The following is a 14,697-nucleotide window of genomic DNA, read 5'->3' as shown; positions in this document are numbered from 1 at the left end:
CGTAGGAACTCAGCTAAGTAAAGGGTCACGCTGCCAGCAACCGATGGTGCGGCCACTCCAGTCCGTCAACGCTATGGACAACCGACGACGAGTACGGAAAGAATGACGAATTGGCGGACGGTGTTCGGCCACGCGCAGCCCTACGACCCGCAGGTCGACGGCATCAAGACGGCTATCGATACCGGACGGGAAGGCGGGTACACCGTCATCGAAGGGGCCTGTGGCACCGGGAAGACGATGATCGCGCTCACCGCGGGGATCGACCTCGTGCGCGATCCGGACACCGACTACGAGCGCGTGTTCGTGCTGACGAGCGTCAAACAGCAACTGCGCCAGTTCGAAGCGGACCTCGAGACGATCAACGAGAACCTGCCCGCCGACTGGGACCCGGTGTCGGGACTCACGCTCGTCGGGAAGGCCGACGTCTGTCCGTACAACCGTGAGAACGCGGCGGGAATCGACGACAGCACCGTCTACGATCGCTGCGAAACGCTGCGGGATCGCACCCGCGACCTCACTGGCGAGGGCGGCGATACGACGGCCGAAACCCTGGCCGCCCGCGCCCGGAGCCAGCAGATCGGCCTGGCCGACAGCGGCAGCCAATCGAAGAACACCTTCCTCGAGACCGCGGGCGAGCCCACGCCGTACCCGCCCGACCTCCCCGAGTACGGAGAGGGTGGTCCCGTCGGTGCCGAAACGGAGTACTGCCCGTTCTACGCCCAGTACCTGTCGGACCTGCCCGACGACGAGGAAACCGGATCGGCTGCCGAGGCGGTTCCCTACGACTTCACGGACGCGGGGATGGTCACGCCCGAGGACTTGGTCGCCCGGTCGGTCACACACGGCACCTGTCCCCACTCCGTGATGGGGGCTGCCCTCGGCGAGGTCGAGGTCGTGATCGGGAACTACTACCACGCCTTCGATCCCCGAACGGTCGGCTCGTTCACCGGCGCGCTCCTCGACGAGTCGACGTTCGTCGTCTGCGACGAGGCCCACATGTTAGAGCCGCGCGTCCGCGATCTGGTCAGCGACGGGATCGCCGACCGCACCCTCCGTGACGTCGAAACCGAACTCTCGCGGGTCATCCAGCCGATCAAATTCGAACGCGAGGGACGACAAGCCGAAGGCGGTTCCAAGACCGCCGACGCCGACCTCGTCCGCGGAGAACTGACCGAGAGCGACGTTTCGTTCGAGGAACTCAATCGAACGCTCGAGTTCGTCCGGGACCTCCGGGAGGAACTCGACCGCCGGGTCAGGGCCCATCTCGACCGGAACCACCGGGGCTGGCAATCGAACCTGACCGGGCTTCACGACGCGGAAATCCCGCTCCGCGATCCGGGTGAGCCCGCCGAGGACGAACTCTCGGAGTGGGCCAGGGAGGCGGGCTACGGCGACGCCGACTGGGTCCGCGCCGAGGCCGTCGGCGCGATCGTCGAACGGGTCCTGAACGAGGCCGAAGACGAGGACCGAACCCGCGCCGCGCCCGCCGTCGGCCGCGTGCTCGGCGAGTGGTATCGCCGCGGCCACACCGACTACTTCCGGGAGATCGAACTCGAGCGGACGTGGGACGACACCGAGCCGCCGGATTCGTGGCGGCGGGCCTATAACGCCCGGTTCGCCCTGCACAACTGCGTGCCGAGCGACGCCATCGGCGACCGACTCGGACACTTCGGCGGCGGCATCCTGATGAGCGCGACTCTCGAGCCGATGGACGCCTTCACCGAGGTTACGGGGCTTCAGTACCTCGCCCGCGAGGACGACAGGCCGGTCGTCGAGCGCCGGTACGGCCTCCACTTCCCCGCGGAGAACCGCGAGAGCTTCGCGGTCGCCGCGCCGAAGTTCACCTACGATAATCGGGGCAGCCCCGACGAGGAGACGCCGACGCGACGGTCCTATGCCGATGCCATCGCGACGGTCGCTCGCCTTCCCGGCAACGTCCTCGTCGGGATGCCCAGTTACGCCGAGGCCGAGTGGGCCGCCGGAACTCTCGAGGAGCGGGTCGAGAAGCCGGTCCTGCTCGACGCCGCGAGCGACGACGAGACCACGCAGTCGCTCAAAGACGAGTTCTTCGCGGGTCCGGGGAAAGTACTCGTCACGAGCCTCCGGGGGACGCTGACCGAGGGCGTCGACTATAGCGGTGATCGCCTCGCCGCTGCCGTCGTCTGTGGGGTCCCGATCGTCAACACCTCGAGTCCGCGAACCACGGCCGTGCGCCGGGCCTACGACGACGCGTTCGGCGACGGCTTCACCTACGCACTGACCATTCCCGCAGTCCGGAAAGCCCGACAGGCGATCGGCCGCGTCATCCGCAGTCCCGACGATGTCGGCGTTCGCGTCCTGCTCGACGAGCGCTACGCGCGCGAGAGTTGGGATTCCGTCCGGCCGTACCTGCCCGACGACGGCGAGTTCCAGACGGTGAGTCCGGACATGCTCGACGTCGGCCTCGAGCGGTTCCGACCGCGGCTGTCATCGCAGTAACGGCGATGGGAGTCGTCAGCCGTCAGTCGTCGGCGTCGGCTTCCAACTCGCCCGACGATCGCGGTCCGGCCCGTGCCCGGTCGGCGACCGCCCGTTCGACGATGTCGCTGCTCCCGTACAGTTCGTCGCCGGTCGACTCGAGCCCGCTGGCCCGCTCGACGCGACAGTCGATCCCCCACGCCGCGAGCAATTCTCTGACCTCGTCGTCGTCGTGGTGCTGGTCGTGGCCGAGGACGAGCACGTCGGGGTCGACCTCGCGGATCGGGACCGAGAAATCCGTGGGATGCCCGAGCCGAGCCCGATCGACCGCTTCGAGGGCTGCGACGGCGTCACGGCGCTGCGCGTCCGGGAGGACGGGCGCGGGCTTGTGGGCGACGCTCTCGGCGCGGGCGACGATGACGTGGAGTTCCTCGCCCGCAGCGGCGGCTTCCTCGAGGTAGTGGACGTGCCCCGGATGGAGGAGGTCGAAGGTCCCCTGTGCGACGACACGCGTCGGCCGTTCCGTCGATCCGTCGGTCATAGTGACAGTTCGGTCGTAACGCTCAGATCGCTCGTTTCGGCGTATAGCGAGTACAGCAAGATAACGAATCCGACCGCAGTGACCGCGCTCTGGAGGGCAATCCCGAGCCCCACCGCATCGCCGACGAGGTGTATGCTGCTTCCCAGTATCGATCCGCCGACGATGACGCCGACGCCGATGGCGACCGTCCGCAGCGCCGTGGCACCGGTTCGCCGGAACGCACGATAGGCTAGCAGTGCGATTGCACCTCCCGCCAGCACCGTCGTCGTGTTCGCGATCGCGATGACGAGCGCATACTCGTTCATGGTCGTCTCCGGATCGGCGTCGACCGCTCGCCGCGTCCGATTCGATCGCGCGAGCACCGCGGGTCGACCGCAGTGGTCCGGGCGACTCGAGCGGCGGCCGCCGTCGTACGCGTTCGTGTTCGGAGCAGTCACTTGAGTGTCCCGTCCGGTTCCCGAATCAAAGGAACTCCTCCGAAGATGTTCACGGGTCGAGAACCCGTCCCGAACCGAGGCCTTCAAGCGGGACGATCCGAATAGCCGTACTGTCAACTGTGCCTGGATGTCCCCTCCCGGGTATCGGGGTCGTGCCGCTGGCCGCCGAGTCAGGAACGCTCACCGTGACCCCCCAGATGCTGGTCGTGTTCGGGATCATCGCTATCGCGCTGGTGCTGTTCATTACCGAGTGGCTGCCAATCGACGTGACCGCCATCCTGATTATGGTGTTGCTGATGGTGCTCGGGGCCGACGGCGTGGTGAACGCCACCGAGATATCGACGAGCGAGGGAACGTCGGGCTTTTCGAGTTCGGCGACGATCACCGTGCTAGCGATGCTGATCCTCAGTTCGGGGATCAGTCAAACGGGGGTCGTTCAGATACTCGGCCGCAAGATGGCCGCGTTCGCCGGCGACGACCTCGACAAACAGCTCCTGGCGACGATCGGCATTAGCGGCCCGATTTCCGGCTTTATCAACAATACGCCGGTCGTCGCCATCCTCGTTCCCGTCGTCTCGGATATCGCCCACAAGGGGAAGACCTCGCCCTCGAAGCTCCTGATCCCGCTGTCCTACGCCTCGATGTTCGGCGGGATGCTCACCCTGATCGGCACGTCCACGAACATCCTCGCGAGCGACGTCAGCGCCCGCCTCAGCACCGAGTATCCCGAACTCCACCAGTTCTCGATGTTCGAGTTCACCAAGCTCGGAATCGTCGTCCTGGTCGTCGGGAGCCTCTATCTCATGACTATCGGCCACCGACTGCTGCCCGAGCGCGTCCCCGTCGAGGAGGACTACGTCCAGGAGTACGCGATCGAGGAGTATCTGACCGAGGTCGTCGTCGACGGGGACTCGCCGATCGTCGGCACGACCGTCGCGGACGCGATCGACCACGTCGAGTTCGACGCCGACATCCTTCAGGTCGTCCGCGACGACGAGGAGTTCATCGAACCGATCGCGCAGAAAACGATTCGCGAGGGAGACCTGTTGCGGCTGCGCGCCGACCGCGACACCGTCCAGCAGTTCGTCGATCGGGGGACGCTTACGCTCGCGGGCAACCCGCAGACGGACGAGGAGTTAGAGCCCGACGAGGTGACCGATCAAACCCTCGTCGAGATCGTCGTCCCGCGGGGTTCGTTCCTCGTCGGCGAATCGCTCGAGACGTCGACGTTCCGCCAGCGCTACGACGCGACTGTGCTGGCATTTCGCAGCCGCGGAGAGACGGTCCGCGATCACATGGAGGAACGCCGGATTCGGGTCGGTGACACGCTGTTAGTCCAGGCGGCCCCGGACAGCATCGACCGACTCTCGCAGAACGACGATTTCATCGTCGCACACGAACCCGAGGAGCCGGATTACCGAACGGAGAAGATTCCCCACGCAGCGGCGATCATGGCGGGCGTCGTCGGCTTCGTCGCCGTGCCGTGGGGCACGGTCGGCACCACCCTCACCGGGCTGACGGGCGTCGGCGCGTTCGAGGCGCTGTCCGCGCTCTCCCTGCCGATCCTCGTGACCGCACTCGCCGGCGTCGTCGCGATGGTCGCGACGGGCGTGCTCAAGCCGACGGAAATCTACGATGCCGTCGAGTGGGACGTGATCTTCCTGCTGGCCGGCATCATCCCGCTGGGAATCGCCCTCGAGCAGACCGGCGGCGCGGATCTGCTCGGGAGCCTCGTCGCCATGACCGGCACCTATCTACCGCCGCTCGGTGTGCTCTGGGTGTTCTACCTCGCGACCGGGCTCATCACGGGCGTCATCTCCAACAACGCCAGCGTCGTGTTGATGCTCCCGGTGGCCGTCCAGACCGCCGACCAGATCGGCGCGAACCCCTTTGCGTTCGTGCTGGCGGTGACGTTCGCGGCCTCGACCGCGTTCCTCACACCCGTTGGCTACCAGACGAACCTGTTCGTCTACGGCCCCGGCGGCTACAAGTTCACCGACTTCGTCCGAGTCGGTGCACCGCTCCAGTTGCTGCTCTCGATCGTGACCGTCCTCGGAATCAATTTCTTCTGGGGTCTGTAGCGACGCTACTCCGCTCCCGTCGTCTGCTTTTCGTCGGACTCGTCGCCGGCCTGCTCGTCCCGACTCTCTTTGGTGTCCGTCACGGTCTTCCACGCGGCGGCCGAGATAACCTGTACCATCCCATCACATGGCGTTACCGGGAGCCGATCGGACGATACGGCCGAAGCGCGGCCGCGTTCGGGACGACCCGAACGAGCGTCGACGCGGGCTTGTACGCCACGCGGTCGGTCGGGGATTTCGCGGCGGTGAGTTTCCAGAACCCCGGCGATCCGAACTGCAGTTTACACAGCCCGCGTTCGTCGGTTCGCGTCGATTTCGTCTCCGTCGAAACGATGGCTCCCTCGACGGGCTGTCGCCGGTCGTCGCGCACCCGGACGGTCGTTTCGGTACCGACGTCGACCTCCCGCCGCCCGACGTCGATCCGGAGCTGTCGTGTGATCTGCATGTGGAATGCTACCAGTGCCGTCGGGAAAAGAAATCACCTGCGTGTTCCGGCATGCCGAGCGGCCCCGGTAGGCGGGATCCGAATCAGTCCCGGTCGAGGTCGATGACGTGTGCGTCGTCGGGCGCGAACCCGACGGTGAGCTCGGCGCTCTCGGGGACGGCCGGAAGCTGCAGGACGACCCTGCGCCCGTTCCATCGGCCGTTGACCCGGACGGTTTCCCCGAGGAACTCGCTGGTTTCGACGGTCACCGGCAGCCGGTTGTGATCGGCAGCCTGCGAGAGCGCTCCCGGCCGCACGCAGAAGGTGACACGATCGGCTCCGTCGGGGATCGACGGCAGCGAGAACGTCTCGCCGTCGATAGCTATCCGGGAGTACTCGCCGTTCCGGCCCCGTACGTCGCCCTCGAAAACGTTGTTGTCGCCGACGAACTCGGCGACGAACCGCGTCGCGGGCTCCCGATAGACCTCCTGTGGCCGGCCGACCTGTTCGATCCGTCCTCCGTTCATGACCGCGACTCGATCGGAGATCGCCAGCGCCTCCGCCTGGTCGTGGGTGACGTAGACGGTCGTGATTCCGAGCTCGGACTGAATCCGGCTGACCTGGCGACGCAGTGACTCCCGAAGCTGTGCGTCGAGCGCGCTCATCGGCTCGTCGAGCAAGAGCAGGTCCGGTGCCGGCGCGAGCGCCCGTGCCAGTGCCACCCGCTGTCGCTGTCCCCCGGACAGCTGATCCGGGTCGCGGTCGCCCATCCCCTCGAGATCGACCAGTTCGAGCAGGTCGGCGACGCGGTCGTCGACTGTCACGCCGTCCGGTGGCTCCCGAAATCGGAGGCCGTAGCCGACGTTCTCGGCGACGCTCATGTGGGGGAACAGGGCGTAGCTCTGGAAGACGACGCCGACATCCCGCCGTTCGGGCGGGACATCGCCCATCTCCCGTCCGTCGAAACGGATGGTTCCGTCGGTCGGTGCTTCGAAGCCGGCGATCGTCCGCAGCGTCGTGGTCTTGCCGCAGCCGGAGGGGCCGACCAGGGTGAAAAACTCGCCGTCGCGAACGGTGATGTCGACGCCCTCGAGCGCGCTGGTCCCGGTTCCGTTCGCCCCGTAGACTTTCGAGACGCCCTCGAGACGGAGTTCGGTCATCGCTCGAACCTCCCGCCGACGCGGTCGACGACGACGAAACTCGCGGCCGTGACGACCAACAGCACGGTTCCCATGGCGACCGCGGGCCCGGAGCGGCGGCCGAGATAGCGCTCGACGGCAACGGGCATGGTGTAGGTCTGGCTTCCGCTGGCCAATAGCACCGTCGAAGAGAACTCGCCGATCGAGATGGCGAACGCGAAGGCTGCGCCGGCGACGATCCCGCTGGCCACCAGCGGCAACTCCACGTCTCGGAGGGCGCGATACCGGGAAGCCCCGAGCGCACGCGCGGACTCGACCAGTGCCGGATCGAGCGTCGACAGGAGCGGCGAGACGTTGCGCGTGACGAAGGGGTACGCCGCGACCGCATGAGCGGCAACGATCGCGACCCCGCCCGTCACCCGAAACTGCCAGCCGCCGGGCAGCGAAACGCCGAAGACCAAGCCACGTAACAGCCCGATCCCGAACACGACGCCGCTGACCGCCAGCGGGAGCATCGCCAGCGTATCGACGATCGTGCCGCCGCGACCGGCCCGGACCGTCACGACCGAGACGACGACGCCCATCGGGACGGCGACGGCCAACGTTGCGACGCCGAACAGCAGCGAGTTCCGGATCGCGACCCACGGTAACGTCTGGTACGACGCCCCTTCGAGCTGGCGCTCGAGCAGGAACGCGTAGTGAGCCAGCGTGAACCCGCTCCCGTCGGTCACGCTCCCGACGACGAGACTCGCCAGCGGGCCGACAAAGACGACGAGGGTGACGAGCCCGTAACCGACGATCGCCAGCCGCCGCGGCGACAGTGCCGTCCGACGGTCCGGGAACAGCGGCGTTCGGGACGGTGCGGTCGCCGCTCGAGCCAGGCCGGACTGGGCGGACTCGTACCGCAGGTAGGTGTAGGTCAGGGCAAGCGAGAGGAGCGTCTCGAGGACGGCCAGCGTCGCCGCCTCGGAGTACGCGAGCCGGCGGACCCGATCGTAGATCCAGACTTCGACGGTCGCGAGTTGGAGCCCGCCCAGCGCGAGCACGATGGGGAAGGTCATGAAGGTGAAAATAAACGTCAGCAACGCGCCCGTCAGGATAGCCGGCAGGAGCTGCGGAACGACCACATCGCGGAACGCGCGACGGGGACTCGCCCCGAGACTGCGTGCGGTTTCGACGCTTCGGGCGTCGACGGATTCCCAGGCGGCGACGGTCACGCGAGCGACCAGCGGCGCGTTGTAGAACGCGTGGGCGACGATCACGATGGCGAGCGGGTTCCACTCGATGAACGGGATCGGTCCCAGTCCGACGAGAGCGAGTCCCTGGTTGAGCGTGCCCGCCCGGCCGAACATCGCGTAGAACCCCACGGCGACCATGATTCCCGGCAGCACGAACGGGAGGATCGTCAGCGAACGTAGCGTTCGCCGGCCCCGGAACTCGTAGTTCGCGAGGACGTAGGCGGCGGGCAGTCCAAGCGCGACGCTCGCGATCGTCGACAGCGCGGCCTGATACGCGGTAAAGCCGAACAGTCCCTTTCGGATCGGCGGCACCTCGAGAGCGAGCCACGGGACCGGCAGCGAAACGCCGGGCAGCGGGGACTCGAACGACACGGCCACCGAAATCGCCCCGAGCCAGCCGACCAGCGACTCGAGGTGCGTTTTCACTGCCAGCGGCTCCGCGAAGACGTCCGCGAGGACGCCGACGTAGAACGGATCGGTGAGGACCGCACGGAAGAACGCGAGCGTCGCCGCGCCGTCGTCGATCACCGCCTCACCGAAGACGACGCCGACCGGCAGGTAGAGCATGACGGCGAGGACGCCGGCCGTGACGAGCGTCGTCAACGCGAGCGCGCGGCGCTCGAGCCAGCGGCGAACGTCGGCCGATCGCCGTCGCAGCCGGGCTCCCCGCTCGGACCGGTTCGGTCGAGACACGAGCCTACTGGCTGGCGAATTCGCGCGCCCAGTCCTCGATCCAGCCGTTGAGGGTGCCCCGAAGGTCGTCGTACGTAAACGTAACCGGCTCTGCGGGTGCGTGAGCGTACTGGCTGAAGCTCTCGTCGAGGTCGACGTGGTCGTCGGCGACGGCGGGGAACTGGACGTTTCGCTGCGCGATCTCGGCCTGCGCCTCGCTCGAGAGCACGAACGCCATGAAATCGGCGGCGAGGTCCGCCTTGTCACTGTCGGCGAAGATCGCCATTCCCTCCGGATTCTCGTACCCTTGCCCGTTCGGAAACGCGATCTGATGTCTGGTGAGGTCGGGCTCATCGCCCGTCGCGTGGAACACCTGATCGGTCGAGTAGGAGACGATCATCGGCCGCTCCTCCTCGGTGTACGATCCGAAGTACGACTCGCTCCACCCGTCGAGGATCTGTACGCCGTTGTCCCGAAGCGCGCGCCAGTACTCGAGGTAGCCGTCGGCCCCGTACTCCGCGATGGTCCAGAGCAGGAACGCCAGCCCCGGATCGGACGACTGGGCGTTCTGGGTGATCAGGGTGTCCTCGTACTCGGCACCGAGCAACGCATCGAGCGATTCCGGCGGGGCGACGACGCTCTCGTCGTACACGAGGCTGATGTAGCCCGTATCGTACGGGAGCACGCGGCCGTTTGGATCGCCGAACGTGAGATCGTCCCGGAGCCGATCGACGCCCTCGATCCGGTCCCGCTCGAGCGATCGGAACAGTTGCCCGTCGAGACTGTCGTCGACACGGACGAGTTCGTCGATGTTGAGACCGAAGTACACGTCCGCGTCGACGGTGTCCTGTCGCGCCCGTTGGATGTAGGTGTTGATGCCGTTTTCGGGCACCGTCCAGGAGATCTCGGCTTCGGGATACGCCGACTCGAACGCTTCCTTGAGCCACACGCCGGCGGGGTCCCCCTCTTCGACCATCGAGGGGTAGGTCGCAATGCGAAGCGTATCGCCGTCGCTGCCTCCCGACGTACTGTCGCGTGTCAGACAGCCTGCGACGCCGGCGACTGCACCCCCACCGACTGCGCCAACGAACGTTCGTCGTCTCATTACCGGGTGGTTGCACTGGGTAGTCTTAAGGCCCGTGATCGGCATCGTTTCGTTCCAGCACCGCCGTCAGAGCCGAAAGACTTTATTGTCCGGGTGAGACGCACCGCTGTGACAGGATCATCGACCGGACCGGCGAGTTCGAACGGCCGGCGACGATACGTCCTCGCTGGAATCGTCGTCGCCCTCGGCGTCCTCACGGGCGGTATCCTGCTCGACGTTCTCGGGACGATCCTCTTTGCGCTCACCGTCGCCTACGTCCTTCTGCCCGTTCAAGGCTGGCTCGTCAGGCGCGGCCTCTCCGAGTGGACCGGCGCGCTCGCGGCGACCGTCGTCGGCTTCGTCGCCGCTATCGCGGTCTTCGCACCGATCGTCGTCGCGCTGTATTTCCGCATCGAGCAGGTGCTCGACGCCGTCAAGGCCCTCCCTCCGGAGTTCTCCGTGACGGTGCTCGAGGCGACGTACACCGTCGAAGCCGGGGAGATACAGGCGCTTTCGGTCGACTATCTCAGCGACGCCGCGACCTCGTTCGCGCTGGCGCTGCCGGTGCTCGGGATCAAGTTCGCGCTGTTTATCGTTCTCATGTTCGGCCTCCTGCTCAAGGGTGACGAAGCGGGTCGAGCCGCCGTCGCGCCGATTCCCTACGGCTATCGTGATGTCGTCTACGCGCTCACCAAACGGGCCCGCGAGACGCTGTACGCGATTTACGTCCTGCAGGTCGCGACCTCGATCGCGACGCTTCTCGTCGCGTACCCACTGTTCCGACTCCTCGGCTACGAGGCTGCACTGACGCTTTCGATCATGGCCGCCGTCTTACAGTTCGTCCCCATCATCGGTCCGAGTATGCTCATCGCCCCTATCACGCTCTACCACGTCGCGGTCGGCGACCTCGTCGCGGCGACCCTGATCGGCGTTTTGGGGCTCGTATTCGTGGCCTGGCTGCCCGACCTCGCCGTCCGACCGCGGCTCTCCCGCCGGTCGGCCGGCCTACCCGGCAGCCTCTACTTCGTCGGCTTTACCGGCGGGCTCTTCACGCTCGGCCCGATCGGCATCGTCGTCGGGCCGCTGATCGTCGCGGTCTTCGTCGAAGCCGTCGACCTGCTCGCCGACGAAGTCAACGGCGACACGACGTTTACCGAACTCGTCGAAGCCGACGACCAGGAGCCGCCAAACGCGGCTGCCGATACCGAGACGACGTTCGAGGACTCGAGTTCGCAGGCCGTCGACGACTGACCGGGACGTGGTGACTGATCCGTCCCGCTACCGGACAGCCGTCCGCATCACGTCGTTCGTTCCGGAACGGAGGGTTGTTGGACGCAGTTTCTGGTCCGTTCGTGGGCTCGAACCGGTGCACCTCGTCGAGGACACCGTCGTCGGTTTCGTAGTAGTAATCGAGATTGGCGACTTCGATCTCACCGCTGTCGGGATTGCGACCGATGACGATGCTGGCCTCGGCGGCGTCCGTCAGGTTCTCGAGATCGTATTGGACGACCTCTCGAGCGAAGTTCTCTCCCCGGGCGTAGCCGGCAACGATGCTGTCGGAATCGGATCGGATTGGATAAAACCCATTAAATTAATCATCTCTAGCAATAGATATTCGGGTATGAATCGGCAGACATCGCTCCCGGTCGCGGTCCTCGTCACCGGTATCGCAGCCGTCTGTACACTGGTGATCGCAACCGGCTTTCTCGACCCGGACTGGATGCTCGAGACGCTCGGGCTCGAACTCTACCTCGGTTCGATCGTCGTTCTGCTCGGGTGTGCCGTCCTCTCGTTTTACTTCGACCTCGCCGGCACGCTCCGCCGGGAACTGTAGTCACCGCTCACTCGAGCGTATATCGATCGAACCGCCGTACCGCCGCTCGATAACAGCCGTATCCGATTCCACCTTCCAGGGAGAGCCACACCAGTACCGACGCGCCCTGAGCGATCGTTGCTGCCGCGCCGTCGTGCAAAAGGAGCCGTGGACCGACGAGAGCGCCGACCCCGATCAGTCCGAGCGACAGTACGGTCATCGAGTAGATCACGATCGCCGACAAACTCGGCGGGACCACGGTTCGCCGACGGCTGACCCGTATCGCGCCGAACCGGGGAAAGCGCATGCCGACGGCGAGTGCGATCCCGATGGCGGCCGCTCCGTGAACGCCGACCCAGAGACTCAGTCCGAGCGCGAGCGGAAGCGCCGATGTCGCGATGCTGACCGCGCTTCCGGCCGCGACGAGCAGCGGCACGCCGACGAGCGCGCTCGTCAGTGCGGTTCCCCGCACGAACTGGCTCCCGTCGACCGGCGATGTCAGCGTCGCCGGTAACGCCCCTCCGTCGTCACCGAGCGGATTTAGCGTCAGGACGCTCCCGACGACCCACGACCCGAGGAGGCCGACGGCGATCGGAAGCAGGGACCGTCCGGTCGTCGACCGTGCCAGATCGACTAGCAACCACGCGGCCCCCAGCAGCGGGAGGCCGAGATGCGAGAGACGGGTCGGGTCGCGTTTTACTCGGTGGAGCGATCGCCACGCGACGTACCGCGTCGGACGGTCGATCCATCCTCGCAGGCGAGGGAACGGCCGTGATCGCTCGCCCGGGGCCGCGACTCCTCGATCGTTACCGCCCGCTCCTACTTCGCCGAGCCAGAGCTGCGTTGCGAACCGCTCGGTTACCGTCGCGCCCGCGTAGCCGATCGCGACCGTCCCGAGCACCGCGCCGAAGGCGCGGGCCTGGCTCGCCGCGATCGGCGTCCCGACGACGAAGAGGTCGCCGTACCAACTCGTCGGCAGCCCAGCGGCCAGCTCCGGGGTCGTACTCAGTCGTGTCATCACCCCGGCGACGACGAGCGCGCCGAAGAGGGCCAGCCCGCCGGCCACGTACTCGGTCTTCCAGCGGGCGCGGCGACCCCAGACGGCGACCGCGGCACCGATCGCAATGCCTGCGCAGACGCTGCTCGTCAGAAAGAGGACGGTAACGAGCGGCAGCGTCAGGATCGGAACGGGCGTCCCGGCACCGGTGGCGAATCCGATACCGAGGATGCCGACCGGGAGGACGACGAACGCGAGTCCACGCAGGAACTCCGCGAAGAGAACGCCGATCGTCACCGCTCTCGGTCGAACGCTGGTCAGCACCAGCGATGGGGCGTCGATATCGATCGTTCGGACCGCCGCTCGCTGGCCGAACATGAGAGTACTCGACAGCCACAGCAGCGTCACGAGCAAACCCACCGCCGGCGGTAGCGACGGCTCGGCTCGAGCCGCGAGGTCGGCCGTTCGACCCTGGACGACCAGCGCCATCAGTCCGAGATAGAGCGTCCCGAAGAGAGCGGCACCAGCGAGCAACGCGAGTCGGACGCGGTCCCGCTTGAGCGTCCGCCAGTCCCGCACCACGTCGACGTATCCGATCCGCAGTCCGTGGACGAGAGTCCGGTCGTGTCGTGCCATTCCTCGGGGTGACTACGAGCTGCCGTATTTCATTCCGCCGTAGTATATTACCCCCATGAATACACCGGAAGCGATTGCTTCGATGAACGATGGGTCCTCTCCGTTATAGATGTTGAACCCGATTCTGATAACGAAAACGACGAGCATCGCGATGACTGCGTGAAGAAGATAGTTTTCTTTCAATACTCCATTCAGCCGTCCGAGCATGGTTGGTTCTGTCATCGTTGTTGGGTCCACGGTGATCGGTCACTGCTCGCCGGGTCCACTATCGCCCGCTCGAGTCTTCCTGCGGCTACACTGCGTTCGCCGTCGGCGGTCGAGAACTCGACCGTCTCGGACCGCGGTGAGTGGTTTCGAACCGACCCATCGGCGCTTGCCGACTCCGTCCGGCCGGGTCGAGAGTCCCTTCTCTGTGGTGGCCTGATCATGTCTCATAACTCACATTTGGGTTCTCACCACCAGGTCATATGTCTTCTGGTGATACTGAACAGCTACGAACTGAAGCTGCCACCGACCGGCGGGTACCCCTTCGAGACAACCGTTTCCCCTGTCCATTTACGCCGTTCTCCGCCACAATTTTCACCGGTCCCGTCGTCCGTTCGGCATGGTCAGCACTCGCACGTTCGTCAACGCGGTCATCGGTGCCGTCGTCGGCGTCGCGCTCTCGTTTATCCCCGGCTCGACCGTCCTCGGCGGAGCCGTCGCGGGCTTTCTCGAGGGACCCGACGGACGGGCGGGAACGATCGCGGGCGTGATAGCCGGATTCGTCATGTTCCTCCCGATCGCGACCGGAGGGGCCCTCGTCTTCGGGTTCCTCGGGTTGGGACTCCTCGGCGGCGTTCCGGGCGGCGGCATCGCCGTCCTCTCGATTTTCGTCGTCGTCGCCCTCCTGATCGTGCTCGTCTACACCATCGGGTTCTCGGTGCTCGGTGGCTATCTGGGTGCCTACCTCGCGCGCCAGTATCCCGAGAAACGACGGCGGACGCGGGACACGATCGGCTTCTCGACGGCGTCGGAGCGCCCGTCCCACGCTGCCGATGTCCCGCCGTCCCCGGACCGCGATCCCGAGACGACGCGAGGGTGGGACCGCGACGGACGGTCGGATCGGGACCCATCGGCCGGGTCCGACGGGGATCGCTACCCGGACCGTGACCGGGAGTACGAGTCGGATCGGTGAT

Annotated in this window: 14 protein-coding genes; 5 read left to right on the top strand and 9 right to left on the bottom strand. The window is 66.3% G+C overall.

What is annotated here, in order from left to right; genetic code table 11:
* Positions 1-102: 102 nt before the first annotated feature.
* On the top strand, positions 103-2,478 hold the full coding sequence (locus tag C487_RS06955; RefSeq protein WP_006185000.1) for an ATP-dependent DNA helicase: 2,376 nt from the start codon (positions 103-105) through the stop codon (positions 2,476-2,478).
* Positions 2,479-2,500: 22 nt separating this feature from the next.
* Here the strand turns inward: C487_RS06955 and C487_RS06950 are convergent, their stop codons facing one another.
* Together C487_RS06950 and C487_RS06945 are read right to left on the bottom strand one after the other, a co-directional pair.
* Entirely contained in the window at positions 2,501-2,998 is a 498-nt protein-coding gene (locus tag C487_RS06950) for an adenylyltransferase/cytidyltransferase family protein (protein WP_006184999.1), read from the bottom strand.
* Entirely contained in the window at positions 2,995-3,435 is a 441-nt protein-coding gene (locus C487_RS06945; RefSeq protein WP_006184998.1) for a DUF7521 family protein, read from the bottom strand. The genes C487_RS06950 and C487_RS06945 overlap by 4 nt, the downstream gene beginning before the upstream one ends.
* A gap of 197 nt (positions 3,436-3,632) precedes the next feature.
* Between C487_RS06945 and C487_RS06940 the strand changes: the two genes are divergently transcribed.
* Positions 3,633-5,516 (top strand): SLC13 family permease, encoded by a 1,884-nt coding sequence (locus tag C487_RS06940; RefSeq protein ID WP_049907993.1) that lies wholly within the window; start codon positions 3,633-3,635, stop codon positions 5,514-5,516.
* Positions 5,517-5,649: 133 nt separating this feature from the next.
* Here C487_RS06940 and C487_RS06935 read toward each other — a convergent pair whose 3' ends face one another.
* The 4 genes from C487_RS06935 to C487_RS06920 form a co-directional block, all read right to left on the bottom strand.
* The gene (locus tag C487_RS06935) at positions 5,650-5,961 is read right to left on the bottom strand and encodes a hypothetical protein (RefSeq protein WP_006184996.1); all 312 of its coding nucleotides are present in this window, start codon (positions 5,959-5,961) and stop codon (positions 5,650-5,652) included.
* Positions 5,962-6,044: 83 nt separating this feature from the next.
* On the bottom strand, positions 6,045-7,100 hold the full coding sequence (locus tag C487_RS06930) for an ABC transporter ATP-binding protein (protein ID WP_006184995.1): 1,056 nt from the start codon (positions 7,098-7,100) through the stop codon (positions 6,045-6,047).
* Positions 7,097-9,010, bottom strand: coding sequence for an ABC transporter permease (locus C487_RS06925; protein WP_006184994.1), 1,914 nt, complete (start codon positions 9,008-9,010; stop codon positions 7,097-7,099). Before C487_RS06925 ends, C487_RS06930 begins: the two co-directional genes overlap by 4 nt.
* A 4-nt stretch (positions 9,011-9,014) precedes the next feature.
* A complete protein-coding gene (locus C487_RS06920) occupies positions 9,015-10,094 on the bottom strand; it encodes a thiamine ABC transporter substrate-binding protein (protein ID WP_006184992.1) in 1,080 nt (359 codons plus the stop codon).
* A gap of 108 nt (positions 10,095-10,202) precedes the next feature.
* Here C487_RS06920 and C487_RS06915 point away from each other — a divergent pair, with 108 nt between their 5' ends.
* Positions 10,203-11,324, top strand: a complete 1,122-nt coding sequence (locus C487_RS06915; RefSeq protein ID WP_006184991.1) for an AI-2E family transporter — start codon at positions 10,203-10,205, stop codon at positions 11,322-11,324.
* Here the strand turns inward: C487_RS06915 and C487_RS21985 are convergent.
* Positions 11,224-11,625: a hypothetical protein gene (locus tag C487_RS21985; protein ID WP_394295583.1), complete on the bottom strand. Its 402-nt coding sequence runs from the start codon at positions 11,623-11,625 to the stop codon at positions 11,224-11,226. The genes C487_RS06915 and C487_RS21985 overlap by 101 nt on opposite strands.
* 69 nt (positions 11,626-11,694) lie before the next feature.
* On the opposite strand from C487_RS21985, the gene C487_RS20980 reads away from it, so the two are divergent.
* The gene (locus C487_RS20980) at positions 11,695-11,907 is read left to right on the top strand and encodes a hypothetical protein (protein ID WP_049908000.1); all 213 of its coding nucleotides are present in this window, start codon (positions 11,695-11,697) and stop codon (positions 11,905-11,907) included.
* A gap of 7 nt (positions 11,908-11,914) precedes the next feature.
* Here C487_RS20980 and C487_RS06905 read toward each other — a convergent pair whose 3' ends face one another.
* Together C487_RS06905 and C487_RS06900 are read right to left on the bottom strand one after the other, a co-directional pair.
* Positions 11,915-13,519: a hypothetical protein gene (locus C487_RS06905; RefSeq protein WP_006184988.1), complete on the bottom strand. Its 1,605-nt coding sequence runs from the start codon at positions 13,517-13,519 to the stop codon at positions 11,915-11,917.
* 12 nt (positions 13,520-13,531) lie between these two features.
* On the bottom strand, positions 13,532-13,756 hold the full coding sequence (locus C487_RS06900; RefSeq protein WP_241431071.1) for a hypothetical protein: 225 nt from the start codon (positions 13,754-13,756) through the stop codon (positions 13,532-13,534).
* 367 nt (positions 13,757-14,123) lie between these two features.
* Between C487_RS06900 and C487_RS06895 the strand changes: the two genes are divergently transcribed.
* Positions 14,124-14,696, top strand: coding sequence for a DUF5518 domain-containing protein (locus C487_RS06895; protein WP_006184985.1), 573 nt, complete (start codon positions 14,124-14,126; stop codon positions 14,694-14,696).
* Position 14,697 lies beyond the last annotated feature (1 nt).

The sequence above is a fragment of the Natrinema pallidum DSM 3751 genome (genome assembly GCF_000337615.1).
Lineage (GTDB): Archaea > Halobacteriota > Halobacteria > Halobacteriales > Natrialbaceae > Natrinema > Natrinema pallidum.
Note: the sequence above shows the minus strand (reverse complement) of the source record. Positions and strands in the feature narration are given on the sequence as shown.